Raw genomic sequence first — 20,002 nt, 5'->3', positions numbered from 1 at the left:
GTTGTCGGACAGGTATTTAAACAATCTCGTCCGGTGAAATTCACGCCGCCTGCGCGGCGGGTTCTGTCGAGCTTTGCGGCAGTGCAAGGCTCAGTACTGTCTGTTCGGTAGCTTCGCCGCGCTTCAGCTCGCCGGAGATCCGGCCCTGTCTCATGACAACGATGCGGTCGGACACGCCCAGCACTTCCGGCAGTTCCGACGAAATCATCACGATCGCGCAGCCGCGCTCGGCGAGCTGATAGATCACGTTATAGATCTCGTGCTTCGCACCGACGTCGATACCGCGCGTCGGTTCGTCGAGAATCACCACCTTCAGGTCCGGCTCGGCCAGCCAGCGCGACAGGATTGTCTTCTGCTGGTTGCCGCCGGAAAGAAAACGGATCTTCTGGCGACGGCTCGGCGTCTTGATCTTCAGCAGCTGGATAAAACGGTCGGCGGTTTGCGCCTCTTTCTTGCGGTCGAGGAACAGGCCTCCACGCAGATAGTGGCGGCGGCAGCTGATGTTGATGTTTTCCGACACGCTCGCCATCGCGACGATGCCTTCTTCCTTGCGGTCTTCCGGGCACAGCACGATGCCGTGTTTGATCGCTTCGCCCGCACTGCGCACCTTGATCGTCTTGCCGTCGAGCGCGATCTCGCCCGCCTTTTTGTGGTCCGCGCCATAGACGAGATGCATCAGTTCGCTGCGGCCCGCGCCCACCAGCCCGAAGAAGCCGACGATCTCGCCGCGGCGCACTTCGAACGTTGCCGGCTCTTTCAGCGCGTGGCCTTCGATCGCCTTCGCCGCAAAGCGCACTTCGCCTAGCGGACGCGGCCTGTAATTCCAGATGTCGCTGATTTCGCGGCCCACCATCTCGCTCACGATCGTGTCGCGGCTCACGCCTTCGAGTGTCGGATGCGAGGCGACCTTGCGGCCGTCGCGGAAAATCGTGCAGGCGTCGCACAGCTGATAGATCTCGTCCATGCGGTGCGAGATGTAGATCAGTGCGCGATTGTCGGCGCGCAGATCGCGCACGAGCTTGAACAGCACTTCGGTTTCGCGGTGCGACAGCGAGCTCGTCGGTTCGTCCAGTGCAATGACGCGCGCGTTACGCATGAGCGCCTTGCAGATTTCGACCATCTGCCGTTGCGCGATCGACAGCTTGCCCAGCTTCGCGTTCGGGTCGAGATCGACGCCCATCGCGGCGAGACGCTCGCGCACGAAGCGCTTCGCCTCGCGCTTGTTCACCCAGCCAAGTGAATTTGGCAACTGGCCGAGCAGCAGATTTTCCGCGACGGTCAGATCGGGCACATATTGCAGTTCCTGGTGAATCACCGCGATACCCGCGCCGATCGAAGCAGCCGCGCTCGCAAAGCGCACGTCGTTGCCGTCGATCAGGATCTGGCCGGAATCCGGTTGATATTCACCGCCGAGAATCTTGAGCAGGGTCGATTTCCCCGCGCCGTTCTCGCCCATCAGGCCATGCACCTGGCCCGCGTTCACGTCGAAGGACACACCGTCGAGCGCGCGCACGCCTGGAAACACCTTGCCGATATTGTCAAAACGCAGCGTCGCTGACACTTCGCTTCCCCTCACATTGCGGACGTCTCGCGTGCACACGTCGTCTGACATCACGTTCACGCAAAAAGTCCTGTCGTCCCTGATTTTCAGGCGCCCTTCGACACATCGTGTCCGCCGGGCGCCATCTGATGCCCGGCGCGACAACCGGATGCTTCGTGCATCCAGTTGCCGCGCCGTTCTACTGCCTGGTACTACCTGCTGCTTACTTCGATGCGAGACCCATCTTTTCGCGCACTTCGCCGACGTTGTCACGCGTGGCGAGCATACCGGTCGTCAGCGTGAGCTTCGGCGGTTCCTTGCCGTCCTTGATCCAGTCGTACATCAGCGTCGAGGTTTCTTCGCCGTGGCGCTTCGGGCTGATGATCACCGTGCCGTAGAAGCCCGTCGGGTTCGGCTTCTTGAATTCGTTCAGTGCCGAATCCGAACCGCCGATACCGATACCGATCATGTTGTCCGCCTTGAAGCCGCGGCCTTCTGCTGCGCGCACCGCGCCGAGCACGCCTTCGTCGTTCAGCGCATAGGCAACCCAGTGCTTGAACTGCGGGTTCTTGGTGAGCGCGATGTTCGCTGCGTTGAAAGCGTTTTCCGTGTCGGTCTTCGCTTGCGGCGCCGCGACAATGTTGGCCTTCGGGAAACCTGCGGCGACCAGTGCGTCGGTCGCGCCCGACGTGCGGTCATGCGCGGTCGGCAGCTGTTCGTAGGTCACGTCGATCGCGCCGACGTCCTTCATGTCCCAGCCGCGCTTCTTGATTTCAGCAGCCAGACCGTCGCCGACCTGCTTGCCGATGTTGTAAGCCGAAATGCCCATGTGCGGCACGGATTCGATCGGCTTGCCCGCGCCGTCGACGAGGCGGTCATCGACCGTCATCATCTTCAGGCCGTCGGCCTTCGCCTTCGCGACGATGCCCGGTCCGAGCTTCACGTCCGGCGTGCAGATGATGAAACCCTGAGCCTTCTGTGCGGCGAGGTTGTCAATTGCGCTCATCACCTTTTCGCCCGACGGCGCGCCGATCTTCACGAGCGTGAAGCCCTTTTGCTTCGCAGCGATTTCCGCGAACTTCCACTCGTCCTGGAACCACGGCTCTTCGGGCTGCTTCACCAGAAAACCGATCTTCACCGGATCGGCTGCCTGAGCGACCGTTGCGTTGAAGAACACGCCCGCCGCTGCAGCTGCCAGCGTGAGGAAAATTCTACGTTTCATAATGCTGTCTCCTGACTATTGGTAACGAGAAGGTGATTGGCCGCATCTTCTTTTATCGGTTGTCGCGACACACGCGGCCAGTGCGTCGCCCGACTGAAAACCCTGTTCCTGCCCTGCCTTGTCTCTTTGCTAGTCGTGGTAAAGCGCCGAGCGCCCGCCATCGACCGTGATACAGCTCGCGTTGATGAACGGCGCTTCATCCGACGCAAGAAAAACCGCGGTCATCGCCACTTCTTCCGGACGGCCGATACGTTTCATCGGTTGCAGATCCAGTGTTGCCTGCTGCGCGGCGGCGGGATCCGGCTGACCGTCCCACCAGTCGCGCGTCAACTGCGTCTCGACATAGCCTGGCGCGATCGCGTTGACACGCACGTTGCGCGGCGCGTATTCGATGCCGAGCGCGCGCGTGAGACCGATCACGCCGTGCTTCGCGACCGGATACGGAAAACATCCCGGAATGATCTTGAAAGCATGCGTCGACGCAATGTTCACGATGCTGCCCGCGCCGCGTTCGACCATGCCCGGCAATACCGCGCGACAGCCGTTCCACACGCCATCGAGATCGACTGCGAAACAACGGCGCCAGTCATCATCGGTCATCGTCAGCGGGTCGCAGAATACGTTGATACCCGCATTGTTGATGAGCACGTTCAGCGGCCCGAACGCCTTTTCCGCTTCGCTTACCGCGTGCTGCACCGAGGTCGATTGAGTCACGTCCGTCCGCACCGCGAGCACTTTCGCACCGGGTTGCAGACCGCATTGCGCCTCGATCGCGCGCGCGGTGTGCTGTGCGGTTTCCAGATCGAGTTCAGCCAGTACGACCGCGGCGCCTTCGCGAGCGAAGGCATGCGCAATCGCCGCACCGATGCCGCGACCGGCGCCGGTGATCAACGCGACCTTGTCGGCGAGGCGATTCATTTCTGTACACCTGCCTTCGCGATGCGCAGACCGTTGATGTACGCCTTCGCATGCGAAGCCGTCACGGCCGCGCTCTGGCCCGGCTTGTAGAGTGCGGAGCCCAGGCCAAAGCCGTTTGCACCCGCACTCAGGAACGGACCCATGTTGTCCGGCGTGATACCGCCGACCGGCACGAGCGGCACTTCCGCCGCGATCACCGCGCGCCACGCCTTCACGACGTGCGCGCCGAGCTGCTCCGCGGGGAACATCTTGAGGACGTCCGCGCCGTTCTTGAGCGCGAGGAACGCTTCATTCGGCGTGGCCACACCCGGCGAGCAGGCGAGTCCCAACGCCTTCGCGGCGATCACGACCTCGGCATCGCTGTGCGGCATCACGATCAGTTCGCCGCCCGCGGCTTTCACATCGTTGACGAAGCCCGGATGCAGCACCGTGCCCGCGCCGACGATCGCATCGGCCGGCAATGCCTGGCGGATTGCGGCGATGCTGTCGAACGGCTGCGGCGAATTGAGCGGCACTTCGACGATGCGAAACCCGGCTTCATACAGCGCGCGACCGTGATCGGCAGCATCGGCGGGTGTGACGCCGCGCATGATCGCGATCAACGGGCACGCCTCGAAAGCCGCGATCAGCCCTGCGTGCGGCATGTACGGTGCGGGCAGATTGATGTGGGGTTGCATGTCGATTCCTTGTGCGTTCGTTGGCGTCGGTCAGCGGGCCGCGCGGGAAGTCGCGCCGGCGCTGGCCTTCGTTTCTGCAGCCGCGACGAAGCCGGCCTGCGTCGCGATGCGCCACAGTCCATGTTCCGTCGCGTGCTGCACGAGAGCGGCCTGGGTACAACCGAACTGGGCGAGTGCGAGACGGTAGCGTTCGCACAGCGCGTCGTTGCCGATCAGCAGCAGCGACTTACCGGCGAGCGAACCCTGTTGCCGCACGAGCACCGCTTCGAGGCCCGCGAGTTCGTGGCCGATCAGGAGACCCGACAGATAATCGGGCTGTTCATTCGATGCGAGCTGTCCAGTGAGACCGAGCGTGCGCGTGCTGAAGATCGTCGCGAGTACGCCGGCCGTGCCGCTGTTACGCGCGACGCTGACACCACGCAAAAACGCTTCCGTGTCGGGCGATGCGGGCGCGGTCATCGTGCGGCCGAGGATCGTGTGATCGCGCAGCGCGCCGAACACTTCGCCCGTCATGAACGTATGAAAGCGTTCGATGCGCCCGTTGCGCACCACCGTCCATTTCGCATGCGTGCCGGGCAGGCCAATCAGTTCGCCTGCGTCGTCCGCGGTATTGGCGACAGATGCTTTTCCGGCGAGCGCGCCGAAAATCTGCGTTTCCTCGCCGCGCATCACGTTCGGCAGGTCGCCGCGTTGCAGGACGCCCGGAACGATGTGGATCGTGAGACCGCGCGCGGTCTTGACGCGCACGATGCCGGCGACGAGCGAATCCGCGTCGGCGGGTGCTTCGACGTACGGCGCTTCGAGCCAGCCCTGCGCGCTGCCGACCATGCCGGCCGCCACCACCGGAAGATCCGGGTGCGCGTCGAGCCACGCGCCGCAGGCCGCGTCGAAGGCCGCATCGAAGCCGCCTTCCGCTGCCGGGCGCGGCAGGTTCATGATGCCGGCCGACGAAGTGTGCGCTGCCAGCACGTTGCCCGCCGCGTCAAAGAGATACGCGCGCAGCGACGTCGTGCCCCAGTCGAGCGCGATCAGTGCGGCGTCGTTCGTCGCGATGGTGTTGGTTGCATTTGCGGCCCGAGCTTGAGATGCGGCTGCGCTCGAGGTGCTCGACTGGCTCATCGTTTGATCCTGCGGGTGGTCGGTTGCGGCACACGCCAGCCCAGTTCTTCCGAGATCGCGCGCGCTTCGCGCTGCACGACCGGGATCAGTTCATCCATGCGTTCAAGCGACATATAGGGAATCGTGCTCGCCACCGAAAGCGCCGCGACGACGGCGCCCGACGCATCGCGCACGGGCGCTGCGACACAGCGGATCGAGGCTTCGTTTTCTTCGAGGTCGAACGTGTAGCCGCCCGTCGAATAGTTGGTCATGCGCTGCATGAAGGTCAGCGAATCGGGACGGTTGTCCGGCTTGAAGCTGACGCCGGCGAGTGCGCGACGCGACGCGTCGAAGAGCGAACGCCAGGCGTCGGGCGGCAGGTCGAGCATCATGGCCTTGCCGATACCCGTCGACGCGAGGGGCATGCGGTGACCGACGCGCGAGCGCATTTCGAGGCCACGGGTGCCGGGGATCTTGTCGATATAGAGGACATCGTCGCCGTCGCGCACGCCGAGGTGGATCGTATCGAGGGTCTGTTCGGCGAGTGCTTCGAGATGCGGACGTGCGACGGCCGTCAGCGGCATCTGTTCGAGCGCGATGGTACCGAGTTCGATCAGCTTCGGGCCGAGCAGATAGCCGCCCTGAACCTGGCGCAGATAGCGCGCCTGGACGAGGCTGCTGACGAGTCGATGCGTGGTGCTGCGGGTCGTGCCGAGCGCGGCGCCGAAGGTGCGCAGATCGCGCACGCCGGCGGCGGCGGCTTCGAGGATCGCGAGACCACGCAGGAGCGTCTGCGTGCCGGCTTGCTGGGGCGTGACGTCGAGCAGCGTGCTGGGGACAGCTATCGAGTCCGCCTGCGCTGCGGCCGGTATGCCGGCGGCACCGTTGGAACGGGATGCTGCCTGAGCCGTCGGGGGCGTTTGTGATCTGGACGCGTCGGCTTCGCGTGTTGCTTCTCGCCGGTCAACCACGGACATAAGTTGCTCGTCTCCGGTATTGTCTTTGCGCTTGTGTTTTTTGCTGCGACGCAGCAAGGTCGGCGCTTTTTGCCGCTCTCGCGGCTCGTTGATCCGGATTGTAGGGCGGTTTTTCTTCTATCTCCAATATGTGAGTGTTGTGGTCATATAGTGGGATTGCTTCTTGCGGCGCGGGTTTTGTTTTGTTGTTCTGGCTTTTTGGCCTTTCCTTGCATTCATATCGGTCTATTAGCGTCGCCCCTGTGCGGGGCGACCGACATGAATTCAAGAAAAGGCCAAAAAGCCGGAACAAGGAAAGGCCAAAAACCCAGAACAAACAAAAAACCAAAAACCAGGCGCCGCAAGAAGCCCTCAATCGGGTAATTCAGCCGCCCCCATCCGACGGGCAATCACTCTCGCCCGCTGGGCCAGATACCCCGATCCTCGATGTTCATCGAAATACTTCGGCCGCGGCAGCATCACAGCCAGCCGCGCAGACTGCCCGCCCGATAACTGCATCGCGGAAGTCTTGTAGTAATACCGCGCTGCGGCCTCAGCGCCATAAACCCCATTGCCCCACTCGACGGAATTCAGATAAATCTCGAAGATCCGCTCCTTGTCCATCAGCGTCTCGAGCATCCACGTGATAATCAGCTCCTGCCCCTTGCGGATATAACTCTTCTCACGCGAAAGAAACAGGTTGCGCGCCAGTTGCTGGGTAATCGTCGAACCGCCGGCAACGATCTTCCCGCGTGCCTTGTTCTTCTCCCAGGCCTGAAGAATCGCGTCCGTCTCGTAACCGTTGTTATTGACGAAGTTCGCATCCTCGGAAGCAATGATCGCCCGCTTCAGATTCCGCGAAATCCGGTCGTACGGTACCCACGTATGCTGGATGGAAAGATCCGGCCGGTCCTGCGAAAGCCGCCATGCGTCCGAGCGCATGAACGCAGTCGACTGTGGATTGACGACATTCCAGATCGCGATCTGCGCAAAATAATAGACCTGGGTCGCAAGCCACGCGCACGCGAACACCACCAGCACGTAGAACAGCCATCGGACCATGCCCGGCCGGCTCGCGCGCCTCGCTCCTGTCATCGTCGAAAGTCCCCCGTTCGATTGATACCGAAACGCGCTCTGGCGAAATCAGGCCGCCGGCGTTTTCATCATGGCACGCAGTGCAGCCAGTACCGGCGCGCCATCCGGCCGCACGCCGCGCCAGATGTAGAACGATTCCGCAGCCTGCTCGACAAGCATGCCGAGCCCGTCCGCCGCGCGCGCGCCCAGCGTCTGCGCGTGCCGCATGAATACGGTCGGCTGCGCGCTGTACATCATGTCGTAGGCAAGCGTGCCAGGGCCGAACGCCGCGTCGTCACACTCCGGAAGCGCGGCGTCGAGGCTGCCCGCTGTCGCGTTCACGATCACGTCGTACGTGTGCGGCTGGATCGCCTTCGCGCTACCGCCCGTCAGTTCGCAGTCGACTTCCCGCGCCGCCGCGGCGAACTGCGCAACCAGTTCGTCCGCCTTCGCCGACGTGCGGTTGACGATCGTCAACGTTCGCGGCAGCCGGTCGAGCATCGGCAGCACGACGCCGCGCGCGGCTCCGCCCGCGCCCAGCAACAGAATGCGCGCACCCTTCAGCGCAAAGCCGAGATTCACCTCGATGTCACGCACGAGACCGACGCCGTCAGTGTTGTCGCCATGGATGCCGTCTTCGCGAAAACTCAACGTGTTCACGGCGCCAGCCGCAGCCGCGCGCGGCGACAGCCTGTCGGCAAGCGCGTGCGCATCGAGCTTGAACGGTACGGTCACGTTCATGCCCCGGCCGCCCGCATCGATGAACGCGCGCACCTGCGCCACAAATCCATCGACCGGCGCGAGCAGATGCGTGTACTCGACCGGCTCACCCGTCTGCTCAGCGAATCGCGCGTGGATATACGGTGACTTGCTGTGTGCAACCGGATTGCCGATCACCGCATATCGGTCGCGTGCCACGCCCACATTGGCGTTCACGTTGACGTCGGCGCTCATCGTCCCGGCTCCGTTGTCTGAGGCTCTGAAGATGCAGCCGCATCGCCCGCAACCCCGCCTTCGCCCTCTCCATCCTCCGCGCCCTCGGCTTCAGCCTGCGCTTCAGCTTCGCTTTCCGCCGGATCGTCGGCGGCGTCGATCAGTTCTTCTTCACCTTCATCGGCCTCGTCGGCTTCGGCGGTGTCGGTGCCGCTCGTCACCTGCGGCGCATCGAGCACGTGCAGCAGACGCACCGACGCCTCGACCGTCAGCTCATCGAGCGACATCACTTCCATCAGCAGCCGCGTGCCGCGTGCATGTACGCCAAGCCCCGGCACATGCAGCAGCAGCGGGATTTCCTCGAGGCGCACGAGGTCACCCTTCACCACCGATGCCACCACCTGCTTCTTTTCTTCCTGACGCAGCCAGCGCAGGCACCAGAAGTACTCCATCCGGCGCTGATGATCAGCGTACGCGGTGTACGTGTCGTCGAAGCCCTGCACGACGGCGAAGAGATCGGCGTCCTTCGGCTTGAACGGCGCCGCGAGCTTCGCGGTCACGCCGTGCTGCACGCACGCGAGCAGTTGCCACTGATTCACCAGGTCGACGTAGCGGCGCAGCGGTGACGTGCTCCACGCATACTGCGCGACGCCGAGCCCCTCGTGCGGCGCGGCGGATGTCTGCATGCGCGTGCGCTTCGGGCCGCTCGGCGCGCCGAACGCACGCTGTGAGCGATAGATGCCGGGCACACCGTGATCGTGCAGGAACGCGCCCCACGACGAGTTCGCGAGAATCGCCAGTTCGGCGACGATCGTATCCAGCGGTGAGCCGCGACGGCGCGGCGTGATCGTGACGTGCTCGCCTTCCACGTAGAAGTTGAAGTCCGTATTGCGCTGCACTTCGCGCTTCAGGCCGTACCCGGCGCGCGCCTGCTGGCGCTTTTCGAACAGCGCCTGCGCGAACGGCCAGAGCACCGCGATGTCGTCCTTGTGCGGATACTCGCCCGTGCCCGCGGCAAGCGACGCTTCGTTGACGAGCTCATCGAGCGTGTTGTGCCGCAGGTTGCTTTTCACGAACACGCGCTCGGCACGCGTCTCGCTCGCGACGATATCCTGCGTCTCGCGATTCACGATCACATACAGCGACAACGCCGGACGCAACCCGCCTTCCTTCAGCGTAAACGCCTCCACTACGTCGTCGGGCAGCATCGTGATCTTGTCGCCCGGCATATAGACGGTCGACAGACGCCCGCGTGCAATCGCATCGACCGCGTCGCCGCGCTCGATGCCGAGCGCCGGCGCCGCGATGTGCACGCCAATGCGCACGCGGCCATCCGACAGATGCTCGACCGAAAACGCATCGTCGATTTCCGTGGTGGTGATGTCGTCGATCGAGAACGCTTCGACTTCGGCTTCCGGCAGGTCGTCGGGCACCGCGCCGACGGTCACGGGCGGAAAACCCGTGCCATGCGGGAAAAACTCGGAGAGAAAGCGTGCCTCGTGCAGCGCGCGCGCCGACGGAATGCCGCCGCAGTCGAGCATCAGACGCGCCATCGAAATACCACGCGCCGCCGCCGCGGCTTCAAGCGCCTTGTATTCGATCGTGTTCTTGTCGGGCTTCGTCAGGAGACCCAGTGCCTTGCCCGCGAGCGATTCCGGCAGACGCCCCGCCTTCAGTTCTTCCTCGATCCCGGCCTGCACCAGCGCCTGCTGGCGCTTGCGCTCGAGACCGGCCAGCGCCATCTGCAACTGCTCCTGCGGCGCGCGCTGATATTGCCCGCGCCCCTTGCGGCGAAAGTACACCGGCGCGCCGTGCATGCGCAGCACGAGCGCGGCGCGCTCGATCGCGCCGAACGTGTCGCCGTAGTACTCCTTCGCGAGCACCGCGAAGGCAAATTCGTCCTCCGGCGCGCATTCCCACAGGAAATCGAGATCGATTTCCTGTGCGGCGGCATCGGCCTGATGCATCAGTTCGCCGGCGGCCGGCTTCTCGAATTCGATCAGGACGTCCTTCGCGCGCACCTTCGCGCGCCGGCCGCCTGGCAACTCGACCTGAAACGCATCGCCCTGGCGCGACAGCACGCTGCCCGCCTTGAAACTGCCCGATTCCTCAAAGAAAACGTTCACTCAGTACTCTCGTTCAGACTTCAACCGGTCGACACGCATCGCTTCCGCGCGTCCGGCTTCATGTTCGTGGTAGTGGTCCGCGGCTCGCGCTTCACGCTTCGCTGCGCGAAAGGCGTCCGTGGATCAGGAAATCATGCCGCTTCGCGCGGCGCCGGCGGACGTGCGTCGCAAAATGCGAGCACCTCGTCGACATAGCGGGGAAACTCGCTGATCGCGTGGTCACTGCCTTCTATCAGTGTGGTTCTCGCGCCGGGATAATGTGCAAGCATTTCGCGGTAATCGAGCACTTCGTCGCCCGTCGCGGCAATCAGATAATAGCGTTCGGGACGCGTGACCGACGCGACACTGAGCGCGCGCAATTCATCCAGATGGCGCGATTCGACGACGATACTGCCGCCGCCGTGCCACAGCGGCTGTTCGCCGAGGTAGTGGCTCAGGTCGCGCTGCGGCACGACCGCCGGGTTGAGCAGCACTGCCGGCCAGCCATGCTTTTCGGCGAGGTACGTCGCGAAAAAACCGCCGAGCGAACTGCCGACCACGGTCACATTCCGCGCGTCCCGCACAAGCGACTCCACCAGCGCCACCGTGCCGAGTGGCGAGACCGGCAGCATTGGACAGCACCATTCGTCGCCACGCCCGAGTTCGACGAGACGCGCCGCCATCACGCGCGCCTTGAACGAATTGGGCGACGAACGGAAGCCGTGCAGATAGAGAATCACGCTGCGCCCCGCTCGCCGCCGGCCGCGACTTCCGTCGACGTCGCTGTCTGCGCCGGACGCGCCGACAGCGCGTCGAGCAGCTTTTGATGCACGCCGCCAAAACCGCCGTTGCTCATCACGAGGACCTGGTCGCCCGGCTGGGCCACCGCGGCGACGGCCTTGACCAGCGCATCGATATTGTTGAAGGCCCGCGCCTTGTCGCCGAGCGGCGCGAGCGCATCGGCGAGATCCCAGCCGAGCGCGTCGCGGCCAGACGGCGCGCCGTAGCCGAAAACCAGATCCGCGTCGGCGAGGCTCGCCGGCAATTGCGCCTTCATGACGCCAAGCTTCATCGTGTTCGAACGCGGTTCGAGCACCGCGAGAATCCGCGTGCGCTCACGGCCGACGCGCGTACGCAGCCCGGCAACCGTGGTCCCGATCGCGGTCGGATGATGCGCGAAGTCGTCGTAGACCGTCACGCCGTCGACGCTGCCGCGCACTTCCATGCGCCGCTTCACGTTGCGGAACGTCGCGAGCGAACGCGCGGCCTGCGCCGGCGGCACGCCGATGTGGCGCGCGGCGGCGATCGCGGCGATCGCGTTCATGCGGTTGTGGTCGCCCTGCACCATCCAGTCGACGACGCCAGCGCGTGCGCCGTTGTGATAAACCGCGAAGCGTTCGTCGACCGGCACGCCTTCTTCTGCAGGCAGCGCCTGCCAGCCGCCCTCGACGCCGAAGCGCTCCACTTCGCTCCAGCAACCGCGCGTAAGCACGCGTTCTAGCGCGTCTTCACGACCGTTCGTGACAATCCGGCCGATGCCCGGCACCGTGCGCACGAGATGGTGAAACTGCGTTTCGATCGCGGCGAGATCGGGGAAGATGTCCGCGTGATCGAATTCGAGGTTATTCAGGATCGCGGTTTTCGGCCGGTAGTGAACGAACTTCGAGCGCTTGTCGAAGAACGCGGTGTCGTACTCGTCGGCCTCGATCACGAAGAAGCTCGAATTCGTCAGCCGCGCCGACACGCCGAAGTTCAGCGGCACGCCGCCGATCAGAAAGCCCGGGTTCATGCCGGCGTCCTCGAGCAGCCAGGTCAGCATCGAAGACGTGGTCGTCTTGCCGTGCGTACCTGCCACGGCCAGCACCCATTTGCCGTTCAGCACATGCTCGCCCAGCCATTGCGGACCGGATGTATACGGCAGGCCGCGATCGAGGATTGCTTCCATCAGCGGATTGCCACGCGAAACGACGTTGCCGATCACGAACAGGTCGGGCTGCAGGTCGACCTGCTCCGCGCCGTATCCTTCTATCAGATCGATACCCAGCGCCTCGAGCTGCGTGCTCATCGGCGGATAGACGCCGGCGTCGCAGCCGGTCACCTTGTGGCCCGCGCCGCGCGCGAGCGCGGCGAGACCGCCCATGAACGTGCCGCAGATGCCGAGGATGTGGATGTGCATAAGCCTGTCGTGCCGCGCGGGCGTACTTTTTGCGTGGGAAAGGAGTGCGCAGGACGGTCTTTCGCGATCGCCCGCAAGGGACGCTATTGTAACCGACGCCCCTCTCGCCGCCGCGCGGCGGTGTCGTCCCGGGTGGCCGGAAAGGCCGTCATATATTCTCTAGTATGATTGTGAGATGGTTCGCAAATCACATTTCGATCCGCAGCGCGTGCGCGAGGAAATCGCCATCGCGGCTGCAAGAATGATCGCCGAAGACGGGCTGGATTATTCGACGGCCAAACGCAAGGCTGCGCGGCAGGTCGTCGGGGAAACACGTGTAGCCGGCGAATGGCTTCCGGATAACGACCAGATCGAAGAAGAAATCCGCGAGTACCAGTCGCTTTTCCAGGGCGACAGCCAGCCGGCGGTGCTGCGGCGGCTGCGCGAAGTCGCGCTCGAATGGATGGACCGTCTCGAGCCGTTCAATCCGTATCTGACGGGTGCCGTGCTCGGCGGCACCGCAGGCGAGCATTCGGACGTGCATCTGCAGGCGTTCTGCGACAACCCGAAGGAAGTCGCCATCTATCTGCTGAACGCCGACATCCAGTACGACGTCTCCGAAACGCGCCACTTTGCAGGGCGCGGCTATGTCGAGACGCTCAGCTTCCTGTGGCGTCCGGCGAACGGGCGGCACGAAACGGAGCCGGTCGGCATCCACGTCGCCCTCTATGATTCGGACGACCTGCGCGGCGCGGTGCGCGCCGACGCGCGCGGCCGCACGGCGCGCGCGAACCGGCAGGCGGTGCGGATGCTGCTCGCTGAAAGCAGCGCGACGGCCTCGGCGGTGACTTCTTCCATTACTCCATCCACTACCTGAGCAGACCCACGACAATGAAGCGGATTCTGGCAGCACTGGCAGTAGCAGTTGTGGCAGCGGGCGGCGGCGCCGCAGCCGGCTACTGGTTCCTCAATGGCAACGCGACACAGGCGGCACAATCCGCACAATCCGCGCAGCCCGGCGCCACGGCCGCAACCAGGCCGCAGGACGCCGTGAATGCGCTCTGGGCACAAAGCGTGACCAACGCCGACGGCAAGCCGCAATCGCTTTCGATGTTCAAGGGCCATCCGGTCGTCGTGAACTTCTGGGCGTCCTGGTGCGGACCGTGCGTCGAGGAGATGCCGGCGCTTTCGCAACTCCATCGCGACTACTCGAAGAAGGGCATCCAGTTCATCGGACTCGGCGTCGATTCCGAAAAGAACGTGAAGACTTTCCTGCAGAAGGTGAAGGTCGACTACCCGGTCTTTGTCACCGGCTTCGGCGGCGCGGACCTCGCGCGCGAGTTTGGGAACAACGCGGGCGGCCTTCCCTATACGGTGGTTATTGACGCCAAAGGCAACGTTCTTTCGACAAAACTGGGCGAAGTCCAGCCGGCCGAGCTGAAACGCACGCTCGACGCGCTTTGATCTCACGATTCGTGAACGACCCGGATTATTCGCCAAACACCACTTTTTACACGCGAATTAGGCGAAATTGACAAAAAATCGGGGTGCACACCTGCATGCATACCCCGATTCACACGGTGCGAAGACCCTGTGAAACTAGACAAGTTTCTCTAATCAGCGCTAAAGTTCGCGCAATTCCACGGAAATAGAAGCCACCATGACGCGACTGCTGGTTCTGCACGGCCCCAACCTCAACCTTCTCGGCACACGGGAACCCGAGGTCTATGGGCACGTGACCTTACCGCAGATCGATCAGGCTCTGGTTGACCGTGCCGTCGACGCCGGCGTCGAACTCGCTACCTTCCAGAGCAATCACGAAGGCGCGATCGTCGACCGGATCCACGCGGCACGAACCGAACAAACCAGTTTCATTCTGATCAATCCCGCCGCGTACACGCACACCAGCGTGGCCATTCGGGATGCACTGGCGGGGGTTTGCATCCCGTTCGTCGAGATTCATCTGTCGAACGTGCATCGTCGCGAACCGTTCCGGCATCACTCGTATCTCTCCGACCAGGCCGAAGGCGTCATCTGCGGTCTTGGCTGGAAGGGATATCTGTACGCACTCGAATTCGCACTCGACCGGCTGTCCACGGGACAGTCCGGCGCAGCGCGCGGCTGACTCAAACACAACCAGTTCAGCGCCGGACGTCATCGAACGCCGGCACTTCACGCATTGAAAGGGGATGCCCAATGGATCTACGTAAACTCAAGACTCTGATCGACCTCGTTTCCGAGTCCGGTATTTCGGAACTGGAAGTGACCGAGGGCGAAGGCAAGGTCCGCATCGTCAAGAATGCGCCGCCGGTTTACGTGCAGCCATCCACTTCGTACGCGCCGCAATACGCTGGCCCGGCACCGTTCCAGGGCGCGGCGCCCGACGCGTCTGCCGCGGGCGCACCGGCCACGCCGGCTCCGGCCGCGCCGCAAGGCCACGTGGTGACGTCGCCGATGGTCGGCACGTTCTACCGCGCGCCGTCGCCGGGCTCCGATCCGTTCGTCCAGGTAGGCGACACGGTGAAGGAAGGCCAGACGATCTGCATCATCGAAGCCATGAAGCTGCTGAACGAAATCGAGTCCGACCAGTCGGGCGTGATCAAGGAAATCCTCGTCGAGAACGGCCAGGCGGTCGAATACGGCCAGCCGCTCTTCGTGGTCGGCTAACCCGGCGTATTTTCCGTATCAGCCGTCGGCGCGCGCCTCTACCGCGTGCGCAACCGATCCTCTGAGGTAGCCGCTGAGTCGTGGTCGACCCATGCCGCGGCGCCCATTGATGAGTCGAAAATCCGCTATGTTTGAAAAAATCCTCATTGCCAATCGCGGCGAAATCGCGCTCCGTATCCAGCGCGCGTGCCGCGAGCTCGGCGTCAAGACGGTCGTCGTCTATTCGGAAGCCGACAAGGAAGCCAAGTACGTCAAGCTCGCCGACGAAGCCGTCTGTATCGGCCCGGCGCCTTCGAACCTGAGCTACCTGAACATGCCGGCGCTCATCAGCGCGGCGGAAGTCACCGACGCCGAAGCGATTCACCCCGGCTACGGTTTCCTGTCGGAAAACGCGGACTTCGCGGAGCGCGTCGAGCAGTCGGGCTTCGTGTTCATCGGCCCGCGTCCGGAAACGATCCGTCTGATGGGCGACAAGGTCTCGGCCAAGCAGACGATGATCAAGACCGGCGTGCCGTGCGTCCCCGGTTCTGAAGGCGCGTTGCCGGAAGATCCGAAGGAGATCGTGAAAATTGCGCGCGCGGTCGGCTATCCGGTGATCATCAAGGCGGCGGGCGGCGGCGGCGGACGTGGCATGCGCGTCGTCCACACGGAAGCTGCGCTCGTGAACGCGGTCAACATGACGCGCGAGGAAGCGGGCCGGGCGTTCGGCAACCCGCAGGTCTACATGGAAAAATTCCTGGAGAACCCGCGGCACATCGAAATCCAGATCTTGTCCGATTCGTTCAAGAACGCGATCTGGCTCGGCGAGCGCGACTGTTCGATGCAGCGTCGCCACCAGAAGGTGATCGAGGAAGCGCCAGCGCCGGGCATCGCGCGCCGCCTGATCGAGCGCATCGGCGACCGTTGCGCGGACGCCTGCAAGAAGATGGGCTACCTCGGCGCGGGCACCTTCGAATTCCTGTATGAAAACGGCGAGTTCTATTTCATCGAAATGAACACGCGCGTGCAGGTCGAGCATCCGGTGACCGAGCTGATCACGGGCATCGATATCGTGCAGGAACAGATCCGCATCGCGGCTGGCGAGAAGCTGGCGCTGCGTCAGCGCGACATCCAGTTCCGCGGCCACGCGATCGAATGCCGGATCAACGCTGAAGACCCGTTCAAATTCATCCCGTCTCCGGGGCGCCTCACCTCCTGGCATATGCCGGGTGGCCCGGGCATCCGCGTCGACTCGCATGCGTACAACGGCTATTTCGTGCCGCCGAACTATGATTCGATGATCGGCAAGCTGATCGCTTACGGCGCGACGCGCGACCAGGCAATCAGGCGCATGCGCATCGCGCTGTCGGAAATGGTGGTCGAAGGCATCCAGACCAACATTCCGCTGCATCGCGAACTGATGCTCGACGCGAAGTTCGTCGAGGGCGGCACGAGCATCCATTACCTCGAAAACCGGCTGGCCGCGAAGCTGCAGGCCGCACCGGAAGAAGCGTAAGCAATGAGTTACCGGGAACTGATCGTCGAGCTGGAACGCGAGCACGCGGAGGATCTCTCCGACGCGCTGCTCGACCTCGGTGCGCTGTCCGTGTCGGTCGAAGACGCGGACGCCGACACGCCCGACGAGCAGCCGCTTTTCGGCGAGCCCGGTCTCACGCCTGAACGCACCGCGTGGCAGCGCTCGCGCGTGATCGCGCTGCTCGCGGCCGAACACGACCCGGCGGTGCTGCTCGCCGCCGCGTCGAACCAGCTGGGTCTTGCCGCGATGCCGTCGTTCACCGTGCGCGACGTCGAGGATCAGGACTGGGTGCGGCTCACGCAATCGCAGTTCGACCCGATCTCAATCGGCGAACGGATCTGGGTCGTGCCGTCATGGCACGACGCGCCGGACCCGGACGCACTCGTGCTTGAACTCGATCCGGGGCTCGCGTTCGGCACCGGCAGCCATCCGACGACGCGTCTTTGCATGGAATGGCTCGAACAGAACGTTCAGCAGGATCAATCCGTGCTCGATTACGGCTGCGGCTCCGGCATTCTCGCGATTCTCGCGAGGAAGTGCGGCGCGAGCCCGGTGTTCGGCATCGATATCGACCCGCAGGCAGTCGAATCGGCCCGTCAGAACAGCGAGCGCAACCGCGCGGAAGTCACGTACGGCCTGCCCGATGCGTGCCCGGCTGGCGAGTTCGATATCGTCGTCGCGAATATCCTGTCGAACCCGCTGAAGCTGATGGCGTCGATGCTCGTGTCGAAGGTAAAACCCGGCGGCAGCATTGCACTATCGGGCATTCTCGCGCGGCAGGCGGACGAAGTAGCGCGTGTCTACGAGCGCTGGATCGACATCTCCGTCTGGCGTGAACACGAGGGCTGGGTCTGCCTCACGGGAACCCGACGCGAAAGCCATTAGAATAGGCCGTATCGTCCACTTCAACGCCCTCAGGGTTCCCGGCTCACTATGCTCCTGGCGACGCGCTGTCCCTTCTGCGAAACAGTTTTCCGACTCCAGCCGACGCATCTTTCGCTGCGGCGCGGACTTGTGCGCTGCGGACATTGTCACGAAGTTTTTGACGCGTCCAGCAGCCTGTACGAAACCAGCGACGGCGATCTGACCAACGCGACGCCGGTCAGCCCCGATGTCGTGGCGGCATTGATTGCCGGCTCAGAGCCGAAGCGGGAAACAGTTGCCGCTCCCGCGCTGGAGCCCATTCAGGAACCCGAGGCGCAACGCCACGCCACGGCTGTCGAAGCGAACGCACTTCCGCGCACCGGAACGCCTTCTGAAACGGCGATGAAGTCATCGCCCGCCGCGGTGGGTGAATCGCAGATCCCTTTCGAAACGCCGGAGCCGGTCGAGCCGCATACGCTGTTCGACACGGCCGCCCACGTCGAAACGCCCACGCCGGTCGAGCCTCATGCACCCGCGTCCACGTTCGGGAATGAGGATGCTCATCAACACCCTGGCGGCCCCCCGAACTTCCGCACCGATGCATGGAACCCGTGGGCGCCCGCACCGGACGCGCTGATCGACGACAGTCTGCGTCACAGCACGAAGAATCTCCCGTATCGCCCGCTGTCCGAAGCCGCGATGGCAAAGCTGAAGCTCGCCATCGAACGTGAAGCGGCCGAACGCGCGGCTCACGAAGGATCGGCGAGGTCGCCCGCACACGACTTCCCGGCGACGCACGAGCCGGTGCATGAGTCGATCGACGGACATCAGACGGCCGGTGATCGCGACGCAACGCGCGGACGCCCGGGCGAACCGGTGATCGAGGAGCAGGCCGAGCCGGCGTTCGCGACCGCGCCGGCCGCCGGTGCGATCTATCCGGAGACGCGCGACAGCGAACCGCGTTTCACCTCACCCTCGCCCGCGGCCGCACCGTTTGCCACGCCGCTCGATCACGACGAAGACGCGGAACCGTTCGCCGTCGTCCGCGAGACGCGCGAGGCGGAGCCACGCGGCATCGGCTGGATCATTTTCGGCTCGCTCGTCGCCCTTGTCCTGTTCGTCGCGCTGGTCGCGCAACTTGCGTGGTGGCAGCGTGAAACCGTGATGGTCTACTGGCCGGGTTCGCAGCCGTTTTACGCGCGGGCGTGCGTGCAGCTCGACTGCACCGTCGCGCCGCCGCGGGATATCGACGGCCTGCAGGTCGAGCCGTCCGATCTGCGTCAGGTGGACGGCCCGCACAAGCTTGAACTGAAAATGCCGCTGCGAAACCGTTTCGGGGTCGCGCTGGCGTATCCGGCAATCGAGCTCACGCTGCTCGATGCGCAGAACAACATCGCGATTCGTCGCGTGCTCTGGCCGCAGGACTATGTGACGCCGGGCACATCGATCGCTGCAGGCCTGCCGGGTCACTCGACGCAGACGATGATCGTGCGTCTCAATACCGGCGACGCCGTCGCATCGAATTTCCGTGTGCAGATTTTTTACCCCTGACGTTTCCGGCGCCGCCGGCGCTCGCCGATCGCGCGACGCCGCCGGTTCCGCCAACGTCTTCGACGCGGTGAAGGCAGTACTCACGCATCTCTCGCGCGTCCGGCGAACCGGGCGCATTTAACGTCAACGATGACGCATTTCCGGAGCACAACATGAGTCAAGTCACGCTGGGTGGTAACCCGATCGAAGTAGGCGGTACATTCCCGTCGGCAGGCCAGAAGGCGCCCGCTTTCTCGCTCGTCGGCAAGGATCTGAAACCGGTCACGCTCGCCGATTTCGCCGGCAGGCGCAAGGTGCTCAATATCGTCCCGAGCCTCGACACGCCGACCTGCGCCACGTCGACGCGCAAATTCAACGAAGCCGCCGGCAAGCTCGCGAACACGGCGGTCATCGTCGTGTCGGGCGACCTGCCGTTCGCGGCATCGCGCTTCTGCACGACCGAAGGCATCGAGAACGTCGTCACGGCCTCGACGTTTCGCGGCCATGACTTCGCGAAGGCGTACGGCGTCGACGTGACGAGCGGCCCGCTGACCGGCCTGACGGCGCGCGCGGTGGTCGTGATCGACGAAAACGACACCGTCGTACACGCGGAACTCGTCGGCGAGATCAAGAACGAGCCGAACTACGACGCAGCGCTGGGCGCGCTGAAGTAAAACCCTGCCGCACAGGGGTCCGGGGGGGGGGCCGCCGCGGGGCCGCGGCCCCACACCCCCCCCCCCCCGCCCC

General features: G+C 64.0%; 19 protein-coding genes. 8 read left to right on the top strand and 11 right to left on the bottom strand.

Annotated elements, in window-relative coordinates:
* Positions 1 to 40 precede the first annotated feature (40 nt).
* The 11 genes from araG to mpl form a co-directional block, all read right to left on the bottom strand.
* Complete coding sequence (gene araG, locus LPA37_RS06445) at positions 41 to 1,561, bottom strand: L-arabinose ABC transporter ATP-binding protein AraG (protein ID WP_228975241.1); 1,521 nt, start codon at positions 1,559 to 1,561, stop codon at positions 41 to 43.
* Between the two features lie 202 nt (positions 1,562 to 1,763).
* Positions 1,764 to 2,762 carry an arabinose ABC transporter substrate-binding protein gene (locus LPA37_RS06440; protein WP_229012096.1) on the bottom strand — a complete coding sequence of 333 codons (999 nt, stop codon included), beginning with the start codon at positions 2,760 to 2,762 and terminating at the stop codon, positions 1,764 to 1,766.
* 129 nt (positions 2,763 to 2,891) lie between these two features.
* Positions 2,892 to 3,680: an SDR family oxidoreductase gene (locus LPA37_RS06435; RefSeq protein WP_228975246.1), complete on the bottom strand. Its 789-nt coding sequence runs from the start codon at positions 3,678 to 3,680 to the stop codon at positions 2,892 to 2,894.
* Positions 3,677 to 4,357, bottom strand: coding sequence for a 2-dehydro-3-deoxy-6-phosphogalactonate aldolase (locus tag LPA37_RS06430; RefSeq protein WP_228975247.1), 681 nt, complete (start codon positions 4,355 to 4,357; stop codon positions 3,677 to 3,679). Before LPA37_RS06430 ends, LPA37_RS06435 begins: the two co-directional genes overlap by 4 nt.
* A 30-nt stretch (positions 4,358 to 4,387) precedes the next feature.
* Entirely contained in the window at positions 4,388 to 5,476 is a 1,089-nt protein-coding gene (locus LPA37_RS06425; RefSeq protein WP_229012095.1) for a 2-dehydro-3-deoxygalactonokinase, read from the bottom strand.
* Complete coding sequence (locus LPA37_RS06420; protein ID WP_228975251.1) at positions 5,473 to 6,432, bottom strand: IclR family transcriptional regulator; 960 nt, start codon at positions 6,430 to 6,432, stop codon at positions 5,473 to 5,475. Before LPA37_RS06420 ends, LPA37_RS06425 begins: the two co-directional genes overlap by 4 nt.
* A 351-nt stretch (positions 6,433 to 6,783) precedes the next feature.
* The gene (mtgA, locus tag LPA37_RS06415; RefSeq protein ID WP_228975253.1) at positions 6,784 to 7,506 is read right to left on the bottom strand and encodes a monofunctional biosynthetic peptidoglycan transglycosylase; all 723 of its coding nucleotides are present in this window, start codon (positions 7,504 to 7,506) and stop codon (positions 6,784 to 6,786) included.
* 48 nt (positions 7,507 to 7,554) lie between these two features.
* On the bottom strand, positions 7,555 to 8,439 hold the full coding sequence (aroE, locus tag LPA37_RS06410) for a shikimate dehydrogenase (protein WP_228975255.1): 885 nt from the start codon (positions 8,437 to 8,439) through the stop codon (positions 7,555 to 7,557).
* Positions 8,436 to 10,544, bottom strand: coding sequence for a ribonuclease catalytic domain-containing protein (locus LPA37_RS06405; RefSeq protein WP_228975256.1), 2,109 nt, complete (start codon positions 10,542 to 10,544; stop codon positions 8,436 to 8,438). The genes aroE and LPA37_RS06405 overlap by 4 nt, the downstream gene beginning before the upstream one ends.
* 131 nt (positions 10,545 to 10,675) lie before the next feature.
* The gene (locus tag LPA37_RS06400; protein ID WP_228975259.1) at positions 10,676 to 11,263 is read right to left on the bottom strand and encodes a YqiA/YcfP family alpha/beta fold hydrolase; all 588 of its coding nucleotides are present in this window, start codon (positions 11,261 to 11,263) and stop codon (positions 10,676 to 10,678) included.
* Positions 11,260 to 12,699, bottom strand: coding sequence for a UDP-N-acetylmuramate:L-alanyl-gamma-D-glutamyl-meso-diaminopimelate ligase (mpl, locus tag LPA37_RS06395; RefSeq protein WP_229012094.1), 1,440 nt, complete (start codon positions 12,697 to 12,699; stop codon positions 11,260 to 11,262). Before mpl ends, LPA37_RS06400 begins: the two co-directional genes overlap by 4 nt.
* Positions 12,700 to 12,874: 175 nt before the next feature.
* Here mpl and LPA37_RS06390 point away from each other — a divergent pair, with 175 nt between their 5' ends.
* From LPA37_RS06390 to tpx, 8 genes are all read left to right on the top strand, one after another.
* Positions 12,875 to 13,555 (top strand): UDP-N-acetylmuramate--alanine ligase, encoded by a 681-nt coding sequence (locus tag LPA37_RS06390; RefSeq protein ID WP_228975263.1) that lies wholly within the window; start codon positions 12,875 to 12,877, stop codon positions 13,553 to 13,555.
* 14 nt (positions 13,556 to 13,569) lie between these two features.
* On the top strand, positions 13,570 to 14,142 hold the full coding sequence (locus tag LPA37_RS06385) for a TlpA family protein disulfide reductase (protein ID WP_228975265.1): 573 nt from the start codon (positions 13,570 to 13,572) through the stop codon (positions 14,140 to 14,142).
* A gap of 196 nt (positions 14,143 to 14,338) precedes the next feature.
* Positions 14,339 to 14,803 (top strand): type II 3-dehydroquinate dehydratase, encoded by a 465-nt coding sequence (gene aroQ / locus LPA37_RS06380; RefSeq protein ID WP_228975267.1) that lies wholly within the window; start codon positions 14,339 to 14,341, stop codon positions 14,801 to 14,803.
* 71 nt (positions 14,804 to 14,874) lie between these two features.
* The gene (gene accB, locus LPA37_RS06375) at positions 14,875 to 15,345 is read left to right on the top strand and encodes an acetyl-CoA carboxylase biotin carboxyl carrier protein (protein ID WP_228975269.1); all 471 of its coding nucleotides are present in this window, start codon (positions 14,875 to 14,877) and stop codon (positions 15,343 to 15,345) included.
* 127 nt (positions 15,346 to 15,472) lie between these two features.
* Positions 15,473 to 16,840 (top strand): acetyl-CoA carboxylase biotin carboxylase subunit, encoded by a 1,368-nt coding sequence (gene accC, locus LPA37_RS06370; RefSeq protein WP_228975270.1) that lies wholly within the window; start codon positions 15,473 to 15,475, stop codon positions 16,838 to 16,840.
* 3 nt (positions 16,841 to 16,843) lie between these two features.
* Positions 16,844 to 17,746, top strand: coding sequence for a 50S ribosomal protein L11 methyltransferase (gene prmA, locus LPA37_RS06365; protein WP_229012093.1), 903 nt, complete (start codon positions 16,844 to 16,846; stop codon positions 17,744 to 17,746).
* 48 nt (positions 17,747 to 17,794) lie between these two features.
* Positions 17,795 to 19,276 carry a DUF3426 domain-containing protein gene (locus LPA37_RS06360; RefSeq protein ID WP_229012092.1) on the top strand — a complete coding sequence of 494 codons (1,482 nt, stop codon included), beginning with the start codon at positions 17,795 to 17,797 and terminating at the stop codon, positions 19,274 to 19,276.
* A 152-nt stretch (positions 19,277 to 19,428) separates the two neighbouring features.
* Entirely contained in the window at positions 19,429 to 19,929 is a 501-nt protein-coding gene (tpx, locus tag LPA37_RS06355; protein WP_228975277.1) for a thiol peroxidase, read from the top strand.
* Positions 19,930 to 20,002 lie beyond the last annotated feature (73 nt).

It is taken from the genome of Paraburkholderia gardini (assembly GCF_907164545.1).
Taxonomy (GTDB): domain Bacteria; phylum Pseudomonadota; class Gammaproteobacteria; order Burkholderiales; family Burkholderiaceae; genus Paraburkholderia; species Paraburkholderia gardini.
The sequence above is the reverse complement of the archived record's forward strand: the minus strand, read 5'-3'. Positions and strand labels throughout refer to the sequence as shown.